Origin of the sequence: Nocardia sp. FBN12 (assembly GCF_050320175.1) — a bacterium.
GTDB lineage: Bacteria > Actinomycetota > Actinomycetes > Mycobacteriales > Mycobacteriaceae > Nocardia.
The window spans coordinates 1,941,213-1,958,304 of record NZ_CP190048.1 but is presented as its reverse complement, the minus strand read 5'-3'; the positions used below and the strand labels follow the sequence as shown (position 1 = coordinate 1,958,304).

At 69.3% G+C, this 17,092-nt stretch carries 15 protein-coding genes; 13 read left to right on the top strand and 2 right to left on the bottom strand.

Annotated features, from left to right (window positions below; all coding sequences use genetic code 11):
- Position 1: 1 nt before the first annotated feature.
- Positions 2-1,036, top strand: coding sequence for an NAD-dependent epimerase/dehydratase family protein (locus tag ACQHI0_RS09705; RefSeq protein ID WP_427909125.1), 1,035 nt, complete (start codon positions 2-4; stop codon positions 1,034-1,036).
- On the opposite strand, the gene ACQHI0_RS09700 is transcribed toward ACQHI0_RS09705, so the two are convergent.
- Positions 1,014-1,577 (bottom strand): dTDP-4-dehydrorhamnose 3,5-epimerase family protein, encoded by a 564-nt coding sequence (locus tag ACQHI0_RS09700; RefSeq protein ID WP_427907596.1) that lies wholly within the window; start codon positions 1,575-1,577, stop codon positions 1,014-1,016. The two genes, ACQHI0_RS09705 and ACQHI0_RS09700, sit on opposite strands and share 23 nt — an antisense overlap.
- A gap of 14 nt (positions 1,578-1,591) precedes the next feature.
- Here ACQHI0_RS09700 and ACQHI0_RS09695 point away from each other — a divergent pair, with 14 nt between their 5' ends.
- Together ACQHI0_RS09695 and ACQHI0_RS09690 are read left to right on the top strand one after the other, a co-directional pair.
- Positions 1,592-2,680 (top strand): class I SAM-dependent methyltransferase, encoded by a 1,089-nt coding sequence (locus ACQHI0_RS09695; protein ID WP_427907595.1) that lies wholly within the window; start codon positions 1,592-1,594, stop codon positions 2,678-2,680.
- Positions 2,681-2,909: 229 nt separating this feature from the next.
- On the top strand, positions 2,910-3,542 hold the full coding sequence (locus ACQHI0_RS09690; RefSeq protein WP_427907594.1) for an MspA family porin: 633 nt from the start codon (positions 2,910-2,912) through the stop codon (positions 3,540-3,542).
- Positions 3,543-3,589: 47 nt separating this feature from the next.
- On the opposite strand, the gene ACQHI0_RS09685 is transcribed toward ACQHI0_RS09690, so the two are convergent.
- Positions 3,590-4,426, bottom strand: a complete 837-nt coding sequence (locus ACQHI0_RS09685) for a glycosyltransferase family 2 protein (RefSeq protein WP_427907593.1) — start codon at positions 4,424-4,426, stop codon at positions 3,590-3,592.
- A 221-nt stretch (positions 4,427-4,647) separates the two neighbouring features.
- On the opposite strand from ACQHI0_RS09685, the gene ACQHI0_RS09680 reads away from it, so the two are divergent.
- The 10 genes from ACQHI0_RS09680 (at position 4,648) to ACQHI0_RS09635 (ending at position 17,009) form a co-directional block, all read left to right on the top strand.
- Entirely contained in the window at positions 4,648-5,709 is a 1,062-nt protein-coding gene (locus tag ACQHI0_RS09680) for a glycosyltransferase family 4 protein (protein WP_427907592.1), read from the top strand.
- Positions 5,706-6,842 carry a glycosyltransferase family 4 protein gene (locus ACQHI0_RS09675; RefSeq protein WP_427907591.1) on the top strand — a complete coding sequence of 379 codons (1,137 nt, stop codon included), beginning with the start codon at positions 5,706-5,708 and terminating at the stop codon, positions 6,840-6,842. Before ACQHI0_RS09680 ends, ACQHI0_RS09675 begins: the two co-directional genes overlap by 4 nt.
- A 139-nt stretch (positions 6,843-6,981) precedes the next feature.
- Positions 6,982-8,232 (top strand): oligosaccharide flippase family protein, encoded by a 1,251-nt coding sequence (locus ACQHI0_RS09670; protein ID WP_427909124.1) that lies wholly within the window; start codon positions 6,982-6,984, stop codon positions 8,230-8,232.
- The gene (locus ACQHI0_RS09665) at positions 8,229-9,245 is read left to right on the top strand and encodes a CgeB family protein (protein WP_427907590.1); all 1,017 of its coding nucleotides are present in this window, start codon (positions 8,229-8,231) and stop codon (positions 9,243-9,245) included. The genes ACQHI0_RS09670 and ACQHI0_RS09665 overlap by 4 nt, the downstream gene beginning before the upstream one ends.
- On the top strand, positions 9,242-10,588 hold the full coding sequence (locus tag ACQHI0_RS09660; protein WP_427909123.1) for a hypothetical protein: 1,347 nt from the start codon (positions 9,242-9,244) through the stop codon (positions 10,586-10,588). The genes ACQHI0_RS09665 and ACQHI0_RS09660 overlap by 4 nt, the downstream gene beginning before the upstream one ends.
- Positions 10,579-11,859 carry a Wzz/FepE/Etk N-terminal domain-containing protein gene (locus ACQHI0_RS09655; RefSeq protein WP_427907589.1) on the top strand — a complete coding sequence of 427 codons (1,281 nt, stop codon included), beginning with the start codon at positions 10,579-10,581 and terminating at the stop codon, positions 11,857-11,859. Before ACQHI0_RS09660 ends, ACQHI0_RS09655 begins: the two co-directional genes overlap by 10 nt.
- On the top strand, positions 11,856-13,214 hold the full coding sequence (locus ACQHI0_RS09650; protein WP_427907588.1) for a glycosyl hydrolase family 28-related protein: 1,359 nt from the start codon (positions 11,856-11,858) through the stop codon (positions 13,212-13,214). The genes ACQHI0_RS09655 and ACQHI0_RS09650 overlap by 4 nt, the downstream gene beginning before the upstream one ends.
- Positions 13,211-14,542, top strand: a complete 1,332-nt coding sequence (locus ACQHI0_RS09645) for a GNAT family N-acetyltransferase (protein ID WP_427907587.1) — start codon at positions 13,211-13,213, stop codon at positions 14,540-14,542. The genes ACQHI0_RS09650 and ACQHI0_RS09645 overlap by 4 nt, the downstream gene beginning before the upstream one ends.
- Entirely contained in the window at positions 14,539-15,909 is a 1,371-nt protein-coding gene (locus ACQHI0_RS09640; RefSeq protein WP_427907586.1) for a glutamate-1-semialdehyde 2,1-aminomutase, read from the top strand. The genes ACQHI0_RS09645 and ACQHI0_RS09640 overlap by 4 nt, the downstream gene beginning before the upstream one ends.
- Positions 15,906-17,009: a glycosyltransferase gene (locus ACQHI0_RS09635; protein WP_427907585.1), complete on the top strand. Its 1,104-nt coding sequence runs from the start codon at positions 15,906-15,908 to the stop codon at positions 17,007-17,009. The genes ACQHI0_RS09640 and ACQHI0_RS09635 overlap by 4 nt, the downstream gene beginning before the upstream one ends.
- Positions 17,010-17,092 lie beyond the last annotated feature (83 nt).

The window sequence follows — 17,092 nt, the reverse complement described above, 5'->3', positions numbered from 1 at the left end:
CATGCGGGTACTGGTCACCGGGCACCAGGGCTATCTCGGCACCGTGATGGTGCCGGTGCTGCGGGCGGCCGGCCATCAGGTCACCGGGCTCGACATCGGCTACTTCGCCGACTGCGTGCTGGGCGAATTCGCCGGCGATCCCGCGGGTTTGACGGTGGACCTGCGTGCGGTCACCGTCGAGCAGCTGCGCGGTTTCGACGCGGTGATCCATCTGGCCGCGTTGTCGAACGACCCCCTCGGCGCGCTGGCGCCGGAGATCACCTACGACATCAACCATCACGCGTCGGTGCGCCTGGCCCGGCTCGCCAAGGAGGCCGGGGTCTCCCGGTTCCTCTACGCGTCGACCTGCTCGGTCTACGGTGCCGCGGGCGCCGACCTCGTCACCGAGGACGCTCCGCTGCGCCCGATCACCCCGTACGCCGAGAGCAAGGTACGGGTCGAAGACGACGTGGCCGCCCTCGCCGACGATGATTTCGTCCCGGTATTCCTGCGCAATGCCACAGCTTTCGGGTTCTCGCCGCGTCTGCGAGCCGATATCGTGCTCAACAATCTGGTCGGTTACGCGGTACTCACCGGCGAGGTGAAGGTGCTCTCCGACGGCACCCCGTGGCGGCCACTGGTGCACGCGCAGGACATCGCGACCGCGTTCGCCACCTGTCTCACCGCGCCCGCCGCCGACGTCTCGTGCCGGGCGTTCAATATCGGCACCGAGATCAACAACCTGACCGTCGCCGAGATCGCCGCCTCCGTGGTCGAGGCCGTGCCGGGTTCGACGCTGCTGATCACCGGCGAGAGCGGCGCCGACCCACGATCGTACCGGGTCGACTTCTCTTCCGCGCGTGAAGTTCTCGGCTTCGAGGCACAGTGGACGGTGCCCGCTGGTGCGGCCGAGCTGTGCACCGAGTACACCGCGCGCGGACTCACCTCGGACGCGTTCTTCCGTCGCTTCACCCGGTTGCCACACCTGCAGGGGCTGTGCGATTCCGGGGCGCTCGACGCGCAACTGCGCCGGATCAGTGCGTCGGCGTCAGCCTAGCCAGCAACGCGGCCCAGCTCCCGGCTCCCGCGTCCCGCGCGGAGACCGGGCCGACGGGCAGCGGCCAGTCGATGGCGAGCTCGGGGTCGTCATAGGCGACCCCGAGGTCTTCGGCCGGATCGTGTGGGCGGTCGATGCGGTAGCAGACGTCGGCGATCTCGGTCAGCGCCTGGAATCCGTGCAGGAAACCGGGCGGCACGTACAGGTGGTGGAACTGCTCGTCGTCGAGCCGAAACGCCTGGCGCGCACCGAACGTCGGCGACTCCGGGCGGATGTCGACCAGCACGTCGTGCACCGCACCGTGTGCGCACCGCACCAGCTTGGCCTCACCACGCCCACCGCGGCCGTGCATGCCACGGATCACCCCGCGCACCGACCGCGACTGCGAGTCCTGCACGAAGGCGGCCGCCGCGCCCGGCACCCCGAGGTGGGCGTCGAACTCGCCCGCGTCGAAGGTGCGGGTGAACAATCCACGCTCGTCCCGGAACGGTTCGGGAACGAGTACCACCACGTCGGCCAGTTCGGTCCGCTCGATACGCACGAGGACATCCTCCCATGACCCGCCGATGCCGCGGCTGCGCGAAGTCCGCACTCGTTCCCGTACTCGACCTGGGGTCGGTCCCGGCGGCGGACCACTTTCCGCCACGTGACGCTCCGGTCACCGACACCGAATCCGGCCATCCGCTGCGCATGGACCAGTGCACGACGTGCGGGCTCGCCCAGCTCGCCGACGACGACACCGTCACGGCCGAACCCCACGGCATCGAACCGCGGGCCCTGCGCGACCAGGCCGCCGAGGCGGTGGGTCTGGTGCGTTCCGCCGGACTGCTGCGCGGATCCACGGTCACCGAGTTCGGGAGCCCCCACGGCGGCACCTGGCTTCCCCTGCTCGCCGAGCACGGTTTCGCCGAAAGTGCCAGCGGACCAGCCGATGTAGTACTCGACTGCTTCGGCATCATGCATGAACCCGATCAGCGGGTGGCGTTCGCGGTCCGCGCCGCCGCGACGGCTCCTGATGGGGTGCTGCTGGTGCAGTACCACTCGCTGGCCACCATCGTCGCGCAGGGACAGTGGAATGCCCTGCGGCACGGGCACTTCGCGTATTACTCGCTGCGGGCCCTGCGCACACTGCTGCGGGGCGCGGGGATGAGCGTGGTCACCGCGTGGGAGTTCGAGCTCTACGGCGGCACCGTGCTCCTCGCTGTTCGCCACGGCGACCACGCTTCCGACATCTCAGTGGAAAGGCTGTTCGCCCGCGAGGCCCCTTCGCTGAGCGCCGTCGACGCGCTCCAGGAGACAGTCGACCACCACATCCGCACGCTGCACGCCTGGATGGAAACTGGTGCGGCACAAGGGCATCGGGTCTACGCCTACGGTGCCGCATCCCGAGCGGTAGCGCTGCTGAGCATGGCGGGCGCACACCGCGGCCTGCTCGCCGGTGTCGCCGACGCCTCACCCGGAAAGCAGGGCTGCCGGATGCCGGGCACCGACGTGCCCATCATCTCCCCCGCCGATCTGGTCGCCGCCGACCCCGATGTCGTACTGCTGACGCTGCCCGATCTGCTCGCCGAGGTCAGCGCCGGACTGCCCGAACTCGACGGCCGCTGGATGATCGACGACCCAGCGGGCCCACGCAAGCCATAGTCGCGTGCGCGGATTGTGGCATAGAAGACTTTATGTCGATCAGCGCATGATCAGCCGGCGTGGAATACTCGGAATGCCCAGCGCCGCACCATGATCGAGCCGCTGACCGCGGTCGAAAGCGGTCGCCGCCGGCCCACCGCAGTGTCGCGATGGCCGGTGCCCGGATCCTAGGGGGACAGCGGCGCCGAACGCATCGTTCGACGGGCGAGTTCGCAGGGGAAGAAATCATATGAGGGGAATCACCGTGCTCGCATCGCGCGCGCTGCGTTTCGCAGCGATGGTCTCGGCCGTCGCCGTCGGTCTCACCATGGGGGCAGGCGCCGCAGGCGCCGGAATCGACGCCAGCAGTACCGTTCTCGACGGCAAGGACCGCACCGTCGAAGCCATCCAGTCCGACACCAGGATCGACTTCGTCGCCCCGCTGGACGGCAATCCGCTCACCCGCGAGTGGTTCCACAGCGGCGCCGCCTCCTACCGGATCTCCGGTCCGGACGCCGAGGCCTGGTCGGGCCACATCATCATCGGCTACCAGGTCGGCTACCCCGCGACCCTCGACGGCAAGCTCAGGTTCGAGTGGTCGACGCCGAGCCTCGGTATCGAGATCGGCAGCGATCCCAGCGCGACGTTCGACGGGCTGATCCCGACGGCGGGCATCGAACTGACAGTCGGCTTCGGGCCGGGCATCCAGGAGGTCGAGGTCGCCGGTGGTGACATCGCCGGAACCGAAGGCGTCCTGCGCCTTTCGGGCTTCCATGGCACCGTCACCGGTGTTCTCGGCCAGACCAATGTCCGCCCGTTCGTGAAGATCGTCAGCTCGTCCGGCGACACCGTCGTCACCTACGGCAAGACCTTCTCGATCTGAGCCGAGTCGCCCCGGCGGGCGTGGTGTCGCCGGGGCGTTCGCCGACGTCAACCGCCGGGTCGCACCGCGCCGACCGCGCCCAGTGTCCGCACCCGCACCCGCTCCATGATCTGCCCGACCAGGCGCAGGTCACCGGTGAGGACATCGGCACGCGTAACCAATTCGGGGTGGTCGGCGACGAGTCTGTGATGGAAGCGATACATGTCGGTGAGCTTGGACCTGGTGGTGGTGCGGCTGCACAGGTTGAACGAGGAATTACGCCAGGCGGCGACGATGCGGTCCATGCCGACGAAGTGACCGCCGGTGGCGACGCGGGCGAAGAGGTCGACGTCCATCGGGAACACCAGGTCGGGGCGCAGGCCGCCGACGCGCTGGTAGTCGGCCAGGCGGAACATCGCCGCGGCTGTCGGCCCGAATTCGGCCGGTCCGCGTCGCACGATGACCTTGGCCAGTTCCCGTGGCGTGCGGCGGCCGAGCAGACCGGGCAGACCGAGGTCGGTCTCGAGCAGACCGCCCTGCTCGTCGATCACGTCGAAACGTCCCGCGCAGATCGCGACCGAGGGGTCGGCCATCAGCGCCCACTGTTCGGTCAGCGCGCCGGGGCGCAGAATGTCGTCGGCACACACCACTTTCACCAGGTCACCGGACGCGGCCCGGATCACCCGGTCCCAGTTGGCCCCGATCGGCAACACCGATTCGTTGCGCAGCACGCGCACCCGGGGGTCGCCGGTGGACCGGGCGATCTCGCCCGTGCGGTCGGCGCTGGCATTGTCGAGAACGAGCAGTTCGAACTCGGCGTCCTCGGCGAGCACCGATTCCAGCGTCACCGCGAGCGTCCGCTCGGCGTCGTAGGCAGGTACACACACCGTCAACGCGGAAACCATCGTCGCACTCCCTGTCACCGGGGAATGCCCTGTTGCACCCCCGCCTCCCCTTGTCCCGAATCTACCTCAGCCCGTTACTGCCTGCCGTCCGGTAAGCCCGAATCCGGTTGCTCCCCTAGACTGTGGGTTGATAGCGAATTCGCCGGTCGGGACGCACTTCGCGGGACACATGATGAAGGGTGCGGAGGTTGACGACTGCGACCGCAATGGCTCGTGTGCACATGACCGGATCGGAATGGTTCGGTGCCACACCGGGCGGACTCAACCGGTATTTCACCGATCTGTATCGAGCACTGGCGCGGCAACCCGACGTCGCGGTGACCGCGGCCGCGTTCGGTTCCGCCGACGACGCGGGCGCGCAATCATGGGGGCCGACAGGCGGTTCGACACTGCACCGCACCCGCACAGCGCTGCTCGCGCGCGCGGAACTCGCCCCCGGTACCGTTGTGGACCGGCACTTCTGCCTGTACGGACCCCTCGCCCGGACCGCGACGACGAAGCTGCCGCTGGTCGTCCACTTCCATGGTCCGTGGGCGCAGGAGAGCGCGATGGCGGGCGAATCCGCCCGTGCGGTGCGCGCGAAGTACCTGTTCGAGCGACTGCGCTACCGCGGCGCCGACCGATTCATCGTGCTGTCGGGCCACTTCCGTGATGTGCTCGAACGCGATTACCACGTGCCCGCCGACCGGATCTCGATCATTCCGCCCGGCGTCGACCTGGACCGATTCCGCGCCGCGCCGCTCGACACCACCACCGCGACCCGGACCGTGCTGTGTGTGCGCAGGCTCGAGCGGCGCATGGGCATCGACGTGCTGTTGCGGGCGTGGCCGCGGGTGCTGGCCGCGCATCCCGACGCGCGACTTGTCGTCGTCGGCACCGGCACCGCCGCAGCGGATCTGCGCGCCGAGGCGGCCGGGCTCGCCGACACTGTCGAGTTCACCGGCCGGGTCAGCGACGACCAGCTCACCCGGCTCTACGCCGAGGCCACCGTGTCGGTGGTGCCGACGGTCGCGCTGGAAGGTTTCGGCCTGATCGCCCTGGAGTCCCTGGCGGCGGGCCGGGCACCGATCGTCACCGACTGCGGCGGGTTGCCGGATGCGGTGCGCGGTCTCGATCCCACCCTCGTCGTCCCCGCGGGCGAACCCGACGCGCTCGCCGCTCGGCTCGTCACCGCCCTCGACGGCACCGTTCCCGACCCGGCCGCCTGCCGCGCGCACGCGCAGACCTTCACCTGGGAGGTCGCGGCGGCCCGGCACGCAGCCCTGTACCGGGACCTGCGATGACCCGAGCAGTCTTTCTCGCGCATACCGCGGCACCGTCCGGCGCCGAACTCGCCACCCTCCGAATGCTGGACGCGTTGCGCGCCACCGGCCGCTACCAGGTCACCATGCTCTACACCGAGGACGGCCCGATGGTGGCCCGAATGCGGGCACGCGACATCGAAACACGGGTTGTCACAGGACGATTCGACTCACGGGCCATGCGTATCGGCACCGGACTGCTCGGACTGATCACCGGTTTCATCGCCCTGCTGCGGTTGGGCTGGGCCGTCGGCGCGGTCGTGAACCAGACCCGCGCCGATGTTGTCGTCGCCGAGAGCACCAAGGCGCTGGTCCTCGGCGCCGTGGCCGCCCGCCGCGCGCGGGTTCCGCTGGTGTGGCAGGTCCACGACCGCGTCTCCCCCGACTACTTCGGCAAGATTCCCGCCCTGGCGATCCGCACACTGGCCCGGCTCCTGTGCCGCGGCCAGCTGGCCAACAGCCGCGCGACCGCCGCCACCCTGCCGACCGGCCTCCCGACCGCGATCGCCTACCCTGGCGTCGAACTGCCTGCGGCACAAGCCGATCCGCGCACCCGCCCGGCCGCCGACGCCGTGGTCGTCGTAGTCGGCAGGCTCAGCCCGTGGAAAGGCCAGGACGTCTTCCTGCGCGCGATCGCCGCGCTGCGGGTGCGGCCTGCCCGCGTCGTTCTGGTCGGCGGCACCTTCTTCGGCGAGGAGCCCTATCGCGCGCAGCTCGAGAAGCTCGCGGCCGAATTGGGTGTGGCCGCCGAATTCACCGGCCATGTCGACGATCCCGCCGAGTATCTCACCGCCGCGGACATTCTCGTGCACTGCTCGGTGCTGCCCGAACCGTTCGGGCAGGTTGTCGTCGAAGGCATGGCCGCCGGTTGCGCGGTGATCGCCGCGACACCGGGTGGTCCCGCCGAGATCATCCACAGCGGGGTCGACGGCTTACTCGTACCCGGCGGCGATGTCGCCGCGCTGGCCGCCGCGCTGGACACCCTCCTGCACGATCCCGCCCACCGCGCCCGCCTCGCCGAAGCGGGCCGGGATCGCGCGCGTGACTTCGACATCCATGCCAGTGCGCGCACCGTCGCCGACTTCCTCGACACTGTGGTGCCCCGCGGTGACTGAGCACGATCGCTACCTGGCCACCGTCACGACCGACGTTTTCCCGCACGTGCAGGCCGTCCCCCGCGACACCGGCGCGCATCGACAGCCCGACGACGACCGCGGATCCGGCGGTGGCGGCAAAGACAGCAAGTCCAGCCCGCTGGCCGTCCTGCGTGACATCGGGTTCGTCAGCTTCGGTAAGTACGGGCAGTACCTCGTCACCTTCATCACGGTGCCGCTGATCGCCCGGGTACTCGGCGCGCACGGTCTCGGGCTGCTCGCGATGGCGATGTCGGCCTATTTCATCGGCTCGCTGATCGTCGACCTCGGGATCACCTCGTTCATGGCCGCGCGAGTGCCCGACGCCGAGGAAGACCGCGGTGCCGGTGCGCGATTCGCGGCGATCAACCAGCTGCGCGGCGACTACCTCGCCGTGCGCCTGACCTTGTTGTTGCTCCTCGGACTCGCGCTCGGTGTCGGCCTGGTGTTCCGGATGCCCGAGCCGGTGCAGATGATCCTGCTCGGCCTGTTCGCTGGCGGGTTCTGGTCGATGTCGGAGGACTGGCTGCTGATCGGGCAGGGCCGTTTCGGCGCGTCGACGGTCTATCAGGGCATCGGGCGGCTCGGCTACCTCGCTCTGCTGGTCGGCGTGCTGCCACGCGTGCCGAGCGCCCAGGTGGCGGTGCTGTGCCTGCTGGTGTCGTCGGCGCCGACCGTCGTGGCCACCTGGATCGACACCTCCCGTCGATACGGCCTGCCGTCGCGGCCCCGCGATGTCGGTGAGCTGCTGCGCACGGGTGCGCCGGTGTTCGCCTCCCGCTTGTTGATCACCACCTACGGCCAGGGCGCCGCGGCGATCTACTCGGTGGTGCTGAACGCGGCCGCCCTCGGTCTGTACTCCGCGGGCGATCGCCTCGTGCGAGCCCTGCAATCGCTGCTCGACCCCATCGGTTTCGCCCTGCTGCCGCGGATGGCGCGGCGTAGCTCCGACGGCAACTTCTGGCGCGACAGTGTGCGAGTACTGGCGGCCTGCGTCGCACTGGCCGCGCTGGTGAGCGCGATGGTCTGGGTCACGGCACCGTTGTTGATCGAAGTGATCTTCGGCACCGAATTCCTCGGCGCGACATCACTGCTGCGGATCGAAATCCTGATCCTGCCCGCCACCACGGTCACCTCGTTCGTCACCACCGCGATCCTGCCCGTTCGCCAGGACACGTTCGGTGTGCTCACCGGCGCCGTGATCGGCACGGTGATCGCGGCCTGCGCGCTCGGGCTCACGTTCCACACCCGCTCGGTACACACCCTCGTCTACGGCAGCGTGCTGGTCGAATATGCCGTCGCTGCTTGGTATCTCGCGCGAGTCAGGATGCTGGTCCTGCGCGACCGGCGTAACAAGGACCACCACGCATGAAAATCCTCTTCATCGGCGACGACTGGATCGGCAGCAATGCCCGCTCATTGGCCGACGGCTTCCGGCAGGCCGGCCATGATGTGCTCGTCGTCGACTCGACCACGATCACGCTGCCGACCCGTTTGTCACCGCCCTGGATCTACGCCAAAGTGCGCGAGGAGCGGGCGCCGTGGCAGGTGCGCGCATTACACGAGCGAATCGAACGTAGCGCCGGGGCCTTCGATCCCGATATGGTCTTCGTGTTCAAGGGAATCCATCTCGACCAGCGCAGATTGCTCGATCTGCCTGCCGCGCTGCATGTGCACTACAGCGCCGACGATGTGGCGAACCCGGAAAATCTCACCTCCTCCTACCTCGCGCACGAAGCCGAATGGGACCTCGTGGTCACCACCAAGCGGCACAATGTGCCCGAATTGCGGGCGCGCGGCGCTCGGGCCGTCGGTTTCGTGCGCAGCGCCTACGATCCGGCCTGGCACCACCGCACCGCCCGGCGTGACGGCCGCGACTACCTCGTCGGCTTCATCGGCGTGTGCCGTCCCGACCGCCGCACGGCGATGGTCGAACTGGCCCGGCGCTACGGCGACCGCATGCTCGTCCGCGGTCCCGGCTGGCGGCGGGTACCCGAGCTGCGCGCCACCGGCGCCCACGTGGGCGGGGCCGTCTACGGCGCTCAGTATTCGGCGGCGGTCGCCCAGGTCGGCGCGAACCTGGTGCTGCTGAACTCCGGCAACCGCGACACCCATACCTGCCGCACCTTCGAAGTGCCTGCTGCCGGTGGGCTTTTCGTCGGCGAACGCACCGACGAGCACGCCGAACTCCTCGCTGATACCACCGAGTGCTTCCTGTTCTCCGACACCGACGAACTCCACGACATCCTCGATCGCTGTGCGGCCGAACCGGACAGGGTCGCGGCCGTGGCCGCAGCCGGGCACCGCCGGGTCGTGGCCGACGGGCACCGGTATGTGGATCGGGCACGCGAGATCGTCGCGCTGGCGCAGGAGGTCAGGTCCTGACCGGCTCCGCCACCGTCGCCGCCGTCGCCGCCGCGCTGCTCGTCATCGCGGTCGCTGCCCTCTGGGTGCCCGGCGTCGCCAGGGTGTTCCTCATCGCGCAGGCCGTGTTCTGGTCGCTGTCGTATGTGGCCCGCCCGCTGGTACTGCTCGCGGTGCGGCCCGAACCGCACTTCGGTGACAATGTGCCCGATCCGCGGCTGGCCGATCTCGGCTACGACCGCGGGATCGCGCTGGCCCTGCAGCATGTGGTGTTCGGGCTGTGGGTGTACGCGGCACTCGTTGTCGCCTACGCGATCTGGGCCCACCGCAGACCGCTGCGCCGCGCCGCCGCCCTCGACGATCCGGATTTCGTCCCCGCCCTGCTCGCGCTGTACACGCTCGGCATGCTCGGGCGGCTCGCGGGCAAGGCGTCCGGATCCGCGGGCACCGCCGGTGAAGTCGACAGCGCCAACCCGCTGCTGGCGTTTCTCGCCGTCCCGGCCTCGATCGCCGCGATCGGTCTGATCATCTTCCTGCGCCCGCCCGACCCGCGCCGCACCGCGATCATCCTCGCCGGGCTGCTGGCCGGTGAACTCTGGTGGTCGTCGGTGGTGCAGTCCAAGACTCCGATCCTGGGCGCCGCGCTGGCACTGGCCATCCGGTTCTCGATGATCGGCTGGAACCGGCGCACCGCCCTCGGTGTCGCGGGCATCGGCATAGTGGGGGTGATCGGCTTCGGATGGCTCCAGTCGTTCAAGTCCACTGGTACCGCGGCCCGCGACGCGGCCTCGGTCGACTCGATCTACCCGGCGAACGTGCAGCCGTTCCTGAGCATCCTGCGCCGGTTCGATCTCCTGGAAGCCGCGACCGACGCACTGTTCTACGGTCCCGGCGGCTGGCTGACACCGAGCGAAGTGGCCCAGCACGCGAGCCTGAGCCTCATCCCGGCGCCGCTGCTCGGGCTGGAGAAATTCCAGTCCGGGACCGCATGGGCGAACGAGGTGCGCGGCGCCTCGGTGGACATGAGCACCGTCACGGTCTCGCTCGCCGAGGGAAATTTCAACGAGGGCTACGTACTCGGCGGCTACACCGGGGTCGTCGTGTGCGCGGTGTTCACCTTCGCGCTCCTGCTGGCCTGGTCGTATTCGCTGTATTCGCGGTGGTTTCCGGTGATCGTGCTCGGTCTGGCGATCACCGGCGCCTCGACACTGTTCGAGCGCGGGATTCTCGGCAGCATGGAGAATCTCGGCAAATTCGCGCAGACCGCCGTGCTGGCGTGGCTGGTGTATCTGGTCGTCGAGGAATTCCGGCGCACCGAATCATGTGTGGTATCAGGGGAAATGGAGTCCCAGCGATGGGTTTGATCGATATCTGGCGCATCGTACGACAGCGATGGCTGTTGATCGTGGGGGTCGTGCTGGTGTGCACGGCGGCCGCGTGGGCTTACGCGCAAACGCTGCCGAACACCTATTCGGCGTCGAGTTCGATGTATGTGTCGATGGCGACCGGCACCTCGGTCAACGACTCGTATCAGGGTGGTCTGGCCGCGCAGCAACGTGTGCGGTCCTACCTCGATCTGGCGGCCTCGACGACGGTGGCGGCGCGGGTGGTCGACGAGAAGGGCCTGAAGGTCACGCCGGAGCAGATGCGCGCGCGGATCACGGCCAGTTCGCCGCCCGCGACCTCGGTGATCGTGATCTCGGTGGAGGATTCGACACCGACCGGTGCCCGCGATCTCACGGACGCGGCGGTGGCACAATTCCGCAAGCTCATCGACGAACTCGAGTCCATCCAGCGCGACGCGGCACCGGCCGCGCGGGTGGCCGTGGTCGACCGGGCGCAGGTGCCGAGCACGCCACTCGGCCCACCGCCGAGCCGGATCGTGCTGCTGGGTCTGATCGCCGGTCTCGCCCTCGGTGGCGGCGCGGCACTGCTGCGTGAGCGCACCGACCGTTCGCTGCGTACCCCGGATGCCGTGGGTGCCGCATTGCCCGTTCCGGTGCTGGGTGTGATCGATGCGGGCAGGCCCGGTGCCGCGGGTGAGACGCGGCGGTTGCGCAGCCGGTTGCTTCAGCGCGACCCGGCGAAGTCCGTGCAGTTGACGAGTCTGTCGCCGCGTTCGGAGCCGGATGTGGCGATGGCACTTGCCCGTTCGCTGTCCGACAGCGGACAGCACGTGGTGCTCGTCGACGCCGATACCAGTGGTGGCGGCAGTTCGGCGTTCATCACCAGCGACAGCCCGGGCCTGGCGGCGGTGCTGCGCGCCACCCTGCCCGCCACCAAGGCGCTGACGCCGTGGTCGGAGACCGGGATCGCCTTCCTCCCCCTCGGTGCGGCCGATCAGCAGACGCCGGACCTGCTCGTGTCCGCGCGGTTCGCCGACCTGCTCACCGACCTGACGTCGCGTTTCGACCATGTCATCGTGGAGACCGCGCCGGTCAGCGTCGCCGCGGACGCGATCGGCGTGGCACCGCTGTGCGATGCGACCGTCGGCATCGTCGAGCTCGGTGCGCTGTCCGGACCCGGATTGCGCGGCGCGCTGGCGACTCTGGGCGCCGCGAAACTCACCGGAGCGGTGGTGTACAGCAGACCGTCGGCTCCGCTGGCCCGTTTCCTGGAACGGCTGCCACTGTGACCGATGAGTCTGTCGGGCGGCGGCGTCTGCTCGCCGCCACCTTCGGCGCCGCAGCGGTGCTGCCGCTGGCCGCGGCGTGTGCCGCCGATCCGGAACCGAGTGCGGAGTTCCGGTCGCCGCACGTCAGCGATACGCCCGCGGCCCGCAATGTGCGCGACTTCGGGGCCGTCGGTGACGGTAAGGCCGACGATACGGCGGCGGTCGCGGCGGCCGCGGCGGCCAGGGACCGACCGGTGGTGCTGTATTTCCCCGCGGGCACCTATCGCGTTCGGTCGTGGCCCGACATGCCGGACTACGCAACGGTTCTCGGCGACGGTGGCGACTCCAGCGTGGTGTTCTGCGAGGACGACGTCACGCTGATCCGCTTGGAGAAGCGCAGCCGGGTTCGGTTCTCCCGCATCGGTTTCTATCTCACCGGACCGCGCGCCACCGCGTTCGTCCTGTCGGAATGCTTCCGCTGTTCCTTCGACGGTGTCGTGATCCGCGGAAATCACCTCAGCGACAACCACCCTCGCTTTCTCGCCCAGCGCGGCGTCGTGCTGGATCGCAATACCGGCGGCACCGCGTTCATCAACTGCGATATCAACAATTTCGGGGTCGGCCTCGAAACGCAGTGCATCCAGAACTACGTCACCTCGTCGAAATTCACCAGCAACTACGTCGGGGTGCTCGGCACCGGCAACGACCACAATGCCGGTTTGGCGCTGACCAATGTCGAGTTCGTCTCCGATCGCGATCCGCGCACCACTGACCGGCACCTGATGGTCGTCGGCGCGGCCAATGATTGGTGGCTCACCAATATCTGGTTCGAGGGCGCCGATATCGCGGTCTCGGTCGGGACGAAAGGCGAAGGCGGGCCCGCCCAGTTCGGCATGGTCAACTGCAAGGTGGCCGCCCGTTCGGTCGGGGTCGACCTCGTCTATTGCCGGCAGCCGTACCTGGCGAATGTGGTCTTCGATCAGGAGTCCGACCGGCCCGCCGTCGAATTGCGTATCGACCCCACCGACTGCGCCGAGGGCACGGCGATCAATCTGATCTCCGGTTCCGCCGACGATCTGCGGGCCGGCGTGTTTCCCGATGGGTGGCAAGTGATCGGGCGCAGCGGGATGCGCACGTCGCGGTTCACCGGCACGGTGATCACCAGGGCCGGGCACAGCGACGCCGATCTGTTCCAGGCGCAGGGCAACGACGGCGCGGTCCGCTCGGCCGTTTTGTCCAGTGGCGCTTGGTTATCCGATCACGCAGACGCCGGAGTCGTACTGAAGGATCCTTCGGGCAGCTACTGGCGGCTGGCCGTCGGCACCGACGGCGCGTTGCGCACCGTACCTATGGGCAAACAACGGCCACGACAATGAGCGCGTCGTACGCCTCGGTGGTGCTGGGTCCGGCGCACCTGCACGGCGTCACGGTGCTGCTGCGACCACCGGCTTTCGGCGATTTCGCCGAGTGGCGGCGGATTCGGCTGCGTGATCGCGACTGCCTCGAGCCGTACTGGTTCCATTCCCCGCTGACCTGGGAACAGCGGCACACGGCGACCCGCTGGGTGCGTGAATGTCTCACTGCCCGAGCCGAAGCCAGGGCAGGACGACGGGTGAGCACGGTGCTCGAGATCGACGGCCGCTTCGCCGGGCAGATCGAGCTGGTCAGCATCGACTCCGGCGCCGCCGAGCTCAGTGTGTGGGTCGACACCGAGGTCGCCCGGCGCGGTGCGGGCGGGCTGGCCGGGTCGCTGCTGCTCGACTTCGGTTTCACCACAGTCGGTCTGGAGCGGATCACCGCGCCGATCGCGGTCACCAATGCCGGTGCCCGGCGCGCGGTCGCGCAGCGATGGACGCGGGAAGCGGTGATGGCCGGGTATTTCGATGTCGGCAGCGGCCGCATCGACCACGAGTTGTGGGCGGTGACCAGCGATCGCGTACCCGCAGGTGGGTTCGCCGCCGATTGGCTGGACGGCTACCTCGCCGCGCACCCCACCTCGGACAGTCCGCGGACAGCCCAGACCACGGTGCCCGCGACCACGATATCGAGGTACACGATACTGCGGGCGCGGGCGCGCTACTGCCTCGGCACACTGCGACGTGCGGCCGCCTCACTGCGCGCAGCCCGCCCGGCCGCGGTGTCCGACGAGCACGGACCGGTGACGTTACGCCCCTGGCGCAGCGACGATTTCACGCCGCGCCGCGCCGCCCGGATTGCCGCGCGGCCACTGCTCGCACCCGTCAGTTCGCCCGATGATTGGGCGGGTCGCCATACCCGGCGCGAATGGTGGCGAGCCAGAGCTTCGGCTCGGAAGGGGCCGCGCGGGCGGCACGGCGCGGTCTTCGTCGTCGAGGAGGCCGGCCGTTACGTCGGTGAATGCCGCCTGTTCGATCAGGACATGTTCGATCGCAATGTCCGTGCGGCTCTGTGGGTTTCACCGCAGGCGAGCCCGGACACCGCGGCCGGCGCGTTACGCTTGCTGACCGCCCACGCCACCGAACGGCTCGGAATCTGGCGGCTGACGCTGGCCGTGCCGACCACCGACCGCGTCGGCGCGGCCGTCGCGCGCGCGGCCGGTCTGCGGCACGAGGGAACCATGCATCGCTACCGGGGTGTCGACGGCGAACTCACCGACCACGAACTATGGGCGTTCAGCACTGCTCACACGGTCCACCTGTCCGAGGCCGGAGGGGACATCACATGACAGAGCACCCGATCGCACAGGCCCCAAGCACCGAGCATCGCGGTTTCGATCGCAGCAACGAGCTGCAGGCACGCCTGCACGACCTGATCCCCGGCGGCGCGCACACCTACGCCCGCGGCGCCGACCAGTATCCGGAGCTCATGGCACCGATCCTGGTGCGCGGTAACGGCGCGCACGTCTGGGATGCCGATGGCAATCGCTATGTCGAGTACGGGATGGGCCTGCGCGCGGTCACTCTCGGCCACGCCTACACACCCGTGCTCGACGCGGTCTCGGGCACCATCGCCGACGGCGTCAGTTTCAGCAGGCCGACCGAACTGGAACTGCGTGCCGCACAGGATTTCCTGTCCCTCGTGCCCGGCGCCGACATGGTGAAGTTCGCCAAGAACGGCTCCGACGCCACCACCGCGGCGGTCCGCCTGGCCAGGGCCGTCACCGGTCGCAGCACGATCGCCGTCTGCGCTCAGCCGTTCTTCTCCGTCGACGACTGGTTCATCGGCACCACCGAGATGGCGGGCGGCATCCCCACCGTCGACACCGTGCAGTTCCCGTACAACGATCTCGACGCCCTCGAGACGACGCTGGCGGACGGCTCCGTGGCCGCGGTCTTCCTCGAGGCCGCGACCGCCATGGCCGAACCACTGCCCGGATATCTGGAAGGTGTTCGCGCGCTGTGTGATCGGTACGAAACCCTACTCGTCTTCGACGAGATGATCACCGGCTTCCGGTGGTCGACGGGTGGCGCCCAGGCCGTCTACGGCGTGACGCCGGACCTGTCGTGCTGGGGCAAGGCGATGGGCAACGGGTTCCCGATCTCCGCGCTGGCGGGCAAGCGCGAGTACATGGAGCGGGGCGGGCTACGCACCGATCAGGACCGGGTATTCCTGCTCTCGACGACGCACGGCCCGGAAACATCCGCACTGGCCGCGTTCCGTGCGGTGGTGCACGCCTACCGCACCGAGGATCCCGTCGCGCGCATGGAACAGGCAGGCCGCGCACTCGCCGAGGGGGTCAATGCGATCGCCGCCGACCTCGGCATCGCCGATTTCCTCCAGGTGCGCGGCAGATCGTCCTGCCTGATCTACCGCACCCTGGACGCGGAAGGCGCACCCTCGCAAGCCTTTCGAACCCTGTTCCTGCAGGAACTGCTGGTCCGCGGCGTACTCGGCCAGTCGTTCGTCACCTCCGCCGCCCACGACGCGGCCGCCATCACCACCACGATCGCCGCGTGCGCCGAGGCCGCCGAGGTCTATCGCCGGGCGATCGAGCGCGGCACCGTCGACGGGCTGCTGCGCGGCCGCCCTGTCGCTCCCGCACTGCGTCGCACCGCGGCGCCCCGACAGATCGAAGCGAGCACCCTCCGATGACCCGTGTCGCCATCGTCCACGAACGTTTCACCGAGTTCGGCGGCTCCGAGGCCGTCGTCGGCGAATTCGTCGAAACCTGGCCCGATGCCGAGGTTTTCGCGCCGATCGTCGCGCCGGGCGGCCTGCGCGAACCCGTGCGCGACGTGCACGACACCTGGCTCAGCACGGCGCACACCTACACCGGCCGCAGACACGCTCCCCTGCTGCCGCTGGTCCCGCGCGCGTTGCGTCGAATGCCGTTGCGCGACTTCGACGTTGTCGTGATCAGCCATCACGCGTTCGCCACCCAGGCCGCCCTGGCCACCGCCGCCCCCGTCGTCGCCTATATCCACTCCCCCGCCCGCTGGGCCTGGGATCGCGAGTTCCGCGCGCAGGAGGCCGGAGGGCGCGCCGGCCAGCTCGCGCTCGGCGCGCTGGGCACCCTGGCTCGACGCGGCGAGCTGCGCGCGGCACCGCGGCTGACGCACGTCATCGCCAATTCGCACGCGGTCGCCGAGCGCGTCACCGACTGGTGGGGCCTGCCCGCCTCGGTCGTCAACCCGCCCGTCCAGGTCAGCCGGTTCACCCCCGATCCGAGGGTGGCGCGCGAGGACTTCTTCCTCTGCGCGGGCAGGCTCGTGCCCTACAAGCGCACCGACCTCGCCATCCGCGCCGCACAGCGGGCCGGTGTCCGCCTCGTCGTCCTCGGCGAGGGCCGGTTCCGCGCCCAACTCGACGAGATCGCCGGATCGGAGACGACCTTCCTCGGCGCCACCTCCGGCGCGTTGCTGCAGGACATGTACCGACGCTGCCAGGCCCTGCTCATGCCCGGCATCGAGGACTTCGGGATCGTCCCGGTCGAGGCGATGGCCTGCGGTACGCCGGTGCTCGCGGTCGGCGCGGGCGGCGCCCTCGACACCGTACGGCCCGGCGTCACCGGCGAGTACGTCCCCGCCGGCTCCGATGCGGACGTCGTCGCGGCACTGGTCGAGCGCATGCGGGAATTCAGTTCGGCGACCTACGATCCCGCGAAAATCCGCGATCACGCCAGCACCTTCGCCCCCGAGGTCTTTCGCACGCGGATGGCGAGTACCGTCAGCGACGTACTGGCAGCGCGATAGCGACAAGTTGTCCGAAACTTCGAGTTACGGAAATCTCCTGTCACACATACCCTTTGACCTGCGACGACGGGTGACAATTCCCA